Origin of the sequence: Synechococcales cyanobacterium T60_A2020_003, assembly GCA_015272205.1 — a bacterium.
In the GTDB taxonomy this organism is placed as follows: domain Bacteria; phylum Cyanobacteriota; class Cyanobacteriia; order RECH01; family RECH01; genus JACYMB01.
This window is the reverse complement of record JACYMB010000275.1, coordinates 1-5,081: the sequence shown is the minus strand read 5'-3', so window position 1 is coordinate 5,081 and position 5,081 is coordinate 1. Positions and strand designations below refer to the sequence as shown.

General features: G+C 48.6%; 3 protein-coding genes. 1 reads left to right on the top strand and 2 read right to left on the bottom strand.

What is annotated here, in order from left to right; genetic code table 11:
* Positions 1-465: 465 nt before the first annotated feature.
* Positions 466-2,901: a phosphoketolase family protein gene (locus tag IGR76_13660; GenBank protein ID MBF2079524.1), complete on the top strand. Its 2,436-nt coding sequence runs from the start codon at positions 466-468 to the stop codon at positions 2,899-2,901.
* A gap of 308 nt (positions 2,902-3,209) precedes the next feature.
* Here IGR76_13660 and psbA read toward each other — a convergent pair whose 3' ends face one another.
* Positions 3,210-4,292 carry a photosystem II q(b) protein gene (gene psbA / locus IGR76_13655; protein MBF2079523.1) on the bottom strand — a complete coding sequence of 361 codons (1,083 nt, stop codon included), beginning with the start codon at positions 4,290-4,292 and terminating at the stop codon, positions 3,210-3,212.
* Between the two features lie 546 nt (positions 4,293-4,838).
* Positions 4,839-5,075, bottom strand: a complete 237-nt coding sequence (locus tag IGR76_13650; GenBank protein MBF2079522.1) for a hypothetical protein — start codon at positions 5,073-5,075, stop codon at positions 4,839-4,841.
* Positions 5,076-5,081 lie beyond the last annotated feature (6 nt).

Sequence of the window (5,081 nt, the reverse complement as noted above, 5' to 3'; positions counted from 1 at the left end):
TCGATCCAGAAGGTGAGGCTTCCCCTAGCCTTCAATCCAGCGTTATACTCTGACCAGTTGCGGATGCGGTATTGAGGTTTCATGGCAGGTTTTATATGTGATAACTGAAATTTACCATGCCTCTCCTGCCCGCAACCCCTCTTTCATGCAACAACGCCGTTTTTTTCAAGATTGTTCTCGAAAAAGCGTAATGTCAAGGTTTCAAATCCATCTGTAGAGACTTAAATGCCTAGAACTCGTTTTGGGTGTCTACTACGTCACTACTCTTCCCACCTAGCCCCTCTTACAATGCAATCACTACAGGCATAAGTGAGGGTTCTTTAGAATGTAATCCTTTGATGTCGCTCCTAAAGAGCGTATCGAATGACTTTAAATGCGAATCGTCGCCTGACGTTGCCCTCTAAATCGACAGGAGCGATCGCTGACCTGAACACAACACTATTATCAAATCCGAATAGGAGACTTATGGTAGCCACCCCCGAAAAATCAATACAGTTGTCCACAAGTCGTGCATTTGGCCCTGCGAAGTCGAGTATTCAAGGTGCTCCGCTCAGTGCCGAAGACCTACAGAAAATGCATGGCTTTTGGCGTGCCGCTAACTATCTAGCTGCGGGGATGATTTACCTTCGGGAAAATCCCCTACTTAAGGAAGAACTAACAGACGAACACATTAAAAATCGCCTACTAGGACACTGGGGTTCCAGCCCCGGCATTAGTTTTCTCTACACCCATACCAACCGCATCATTAAAAACTTCAATCAAGATATGCTCTTTGTGGTGGGTGCAGGACACGGGGCACCGGGATTTCTGGGGCCTTGCTATTTGGAAGGCAGCTACTCGCACTACTTCCCCAACTGTAGTGAAGATGAAGACGGAATGCGCCAATTCTTCAAACAGTTTTCCTTCCCCGGCGGAATCGGGAGCCACTGCACTCCCGAAACACCCGGTTCAATCCATGAAGGTGGAGAACTGGGCTACTGCCTCTCCCATGCCTTTGGTGCGGCGTTTGATAATCCAGACCTAATCGTAGTTGCCATGCCTGGTGACGGTGAATCTGAAACGGGGCCGCTAGCCACCTCCTGGCACTCCAATAAGTTTATTAACCCCATTCGCGATGGTGCAGTTCTGCCTGTGCTGCACCTCAACGGCTACAAAATTAACAACCCCACGATCCTGTCTCGCATTAGTCAAGACGAACTCGAAAATCTGTTCAAAGGGTATGGCTACACGCCTTACTTTGTAGAAGGCTCTGACCCCGAAGGTATGCACCAGGCGATGGCGGCGACGATGGATCATTGCGTTAACGAGATCAAGCGCATTCAACACGAAGCTCGGAGCAGCGGTGTTGCCACTCGTCCCCGCTGGCCGATGATTATTCTGCGGACACCCAAAGGCTGGACTGGCCCAGCCGAGGTGGATGGTCATAAAGTAGAAGGCTTCTGGCGCGCCCATCAGGTTCCGATGGGGGGTATGCATTCTAATCCGCAGCATTTGCAGATGCTGAAAGACTGGATGCTGAGCTACAAGCCAGAGGAACTTTTCGATGAAACAGGAGCATTGAAGGCGTTCTACAAGTCGGCTGCACCGGAAGGTATGAAACGCCTAGGCTCAACGCCCTACGCGAATGGCGGACTGTTGCGAAAAGATTTGAAGATGCCCGACTTCCGGGAGTACGGAGTCCCCGTTGAGAAGCCCGGACAAATTGAGGCGGAAAATACCCGTCCCCTTGGGGTGTTCCTCCGGGACGTGATGAAGAACAACATGACCTCTTTCCGGGTGTTTGGGCCAGATGAAAATACCTCCAACAAGTTAACGGGAGTCTACGAGGTTAGCAAAAAGTTCTGGATTGCAGATTATTTGCCGGAGGATCAGGACGGTGGAGAGTTATCGCCCGACGGTCGGGTGATGGAAATGCTGAGTGAGCATACGTTAGAGGGTTGGTTAGAAGCCTATCTCCTCACCGGACGCCATGGCTTTTTCTCCACCTATGAATCCTTTGCCCACGTCATTGATTCCATGATCAATCAGCACGCCAAGTGGTTAGAGATCTGTAATCATGTCGGTTGGCGCAAAGAAATCTCATCGCTCAATCTGCTGATCACGTCTACGGTATGGCGTCAGGATCATAACGGCTTTACCCATCAAGATCCGGGATTTCTCGATGTGATTGTGAACAAGAGTCCAGATGTGGTTCGGATCTACCTGCCGCCCGATGTGAATTCTCTACTTTCCGTTGCAGATCATTGTCTACGCAGTACGAATTACATCAACGTGATCGTGTCGGATAAGCAAATGCACTTGCAGTACCACGACATGGAATCCGCTGTACGGAATTGCACCAAGGGCATTGATATCTGGGAATGGGCGAGCACGGATCAAGGTGAGGAACCAGATGTAGTGCTTGCTAGTGCAGGCGATATCCCCACCAAGGAATCCCTCGCTGCCTCGGTGCTGTTGCGGGAGAACTTCCCCGACCTGAAGATTCGCTTTGTGAATGTGATTGACCTGTTCAAACTTCAGCCAGAGTCAGAGCATCCCCACGGATTGAGCGATCGCGACTTTGACAGTCTATTCACGCTGGATAAGCCGATTATCTTCAACTTCCACGGGTATCCCTGGCTGATCCATCGCCTTACCTATCGTCGAACCAATCACAAGAACTTACATGTTCGAGGCTATAAGGAGAAAGGCAACATCAACACCCCCCTGGAACTGGCGATTTCCAACCAAATCGATCGCTTTAGCATTGCCATTGACGTGATCGATCGCGTTCCTGGTCTGAAAGTGGCGGGAGCCCATGTGAAAGAAATGCTGAAGGATGAGCAAATCTCTTGCCGTCAATATGCGTTTACCCACGGTATCGATCGCCCTGATATTGTCAGTTGGAAATGGCCGTATTAGGGCATTAAGCGCTTAAAACCCTCTCCTGTAACCACAGGTTCATAGGTTTGTTCTAAAACTGTTGTGCGGTATTGTCGTACAGCAGTTTTTTATGTTGATTGGGGGCTCATACCAGGTTTGAGTTTTGAGTTGAAGATGCGTTAACGTCATCGGCAATTCTGGCAGTGGGTCTGTACCTGTCGTTTCGAAAATGGGAATCACTGTTGGTACAGGGGCGATCGCGAATAAGTAAGTTCTAGTGATGTAAAGTCATATCGCATGCAAAAAGCGCTCTCCCTAGGGAGAGCGCTTCCTAACTTGCTATCAAATTAGCCGTTGATTTGGGGAGCGGTGAGTGCTACCGGAGTTTCAACACCAGATGCCAAATCGAGGGGGAAGTTGTGAGCATTACGCTCGTGCATCACTTCCATACCCAAGTTTGCACGATTCAGTACGTCAGCCCAGGTGCCAATCACGCGACCTTGGCTATCTAGAACCGACTGGTTGAAGTTGAAACCGTTCAGGTTGAACGCCATCGTGCTGATACCCAGCGCGGTGAACCAGATGCCCACGACAGGCCATGCACCCAAGAAGAAGTGCAAGGAACGAGAGTTATTGAAGCTCGCGTACTGGAAGATCAAACGACCGAAGTAGCCATGAGCTGCAACGATGTTGTAAGTCTCTTCCTCTTGTCCGAACTTGTAACCGTAGTTCTGAGATTCAACTTCAGTGGTCTCACGAACCAAGCTGGAGGTGACCAAGGAACCGTGCATTGCACTGAACAAGGAACCACCGAATACACCAGCCACACCGAGCATGTGGAAGGGGTGCATCAGAATGTTGTGCTCAGCCTGGAACACGAACATGAAGTTGAAGGTACCAGAGATACCCAGGGGCATTCCATCCGAGAAGGAACCTTGTCCGATGGGGTAGATCAGAAACACGGAGGTAGCAGCAGCCAAAGGAGCGCTGTACGCAACGCAGATCCAAGGACGCATACCGAGACGGTAGGACAGTTCCCACTGACGTCCCATATAGCAGAAGATTCCAATCAGGAAGTGGAATACGACCAGCTGGTAAGGGCCACCGTTGTACAACCACTCATCGAGGGAAGCGGCTTCCCAGATGGGGTACAAGTGAAGTCCAATCGCGTTGGAAGAAGGTACAACCGCACCAGAGATGATGTTATTTCCGTAGATTAAAGAACCGGCAACAGGCTCACGGATACCATCGATGTCCACGGGGGGAGCTGCGATGAATGCGATGATGAAGCAGGTGGTTGCAGTTAACAGGGTAGGGATCATCAGTACGCCGAACCAGCCTACATACAGGCGGTTTTCGGTGCTGGTTACCCAACTGCAAAACCGCTCCCAAGTGCTGCCGCCTTCGCGACGCTGTAGGGTAGTAGTCATGTCAATGAGTCCTAAATGTAAAAAACAGAAAGAAGTTAAGTAAACAGGTGAACCTAAGAATATAGTTTGGTCTACACCTTAATTTGCACTTTAGTCAATTTTGAAAAGGAATATCATGAATTTTTGCGAACTAAATCTCAATTTTTCTTTATTTTTGAAATTGTTTCATTACAAATCAAAACATTTCTTGATTCTCAAGCCGATAAAGAATATCTAGATCCTGTCTTAATGTTTGTCTAAAGCTTTGATTTGAATAGTTTTTCAAGATTTATATAGTATTTGATTTGCAATATTTATTCACAAATTAACAGAAGTATAAACTTTAATTTAGTGATTATTGGTTGCAAAACTTAATATTTGTCCGAGTCTTTACAATCAGAGTTTCAAATTTTTGTTGAATGCTGTTTTCTTGAGGCGCTGAATACTGGAAGGGGCGATCGCCTCCCTCTATGCTTGCCCTCCAGAACGGTGCAAATGGAGCCTCGCGTGGGGAGTTCAATCCAAGAGTTTGTTCCGGGTGTTGAATTTACGCGCGATTTCGGGTGTCTAATTTAACGCTACCACCACGACATCCATCGGAGGCATATCGCCAACGTGTTGATGGGCATGGACATTCGGTAAGACAAAGTCTCCGTCAACCGAATCAATTACTAATCCCTGCTGGCGAACGTGGTCATAATCACTCCGCAGTAAAAAATGAACCGTTGCCCCGGCTTTTTGCAGCCGCGCACCGTAAAAGCCTCCGAGAGCTCCAGTTCCTAGAATGGCGTAGGTATGGTGCATCGTTTG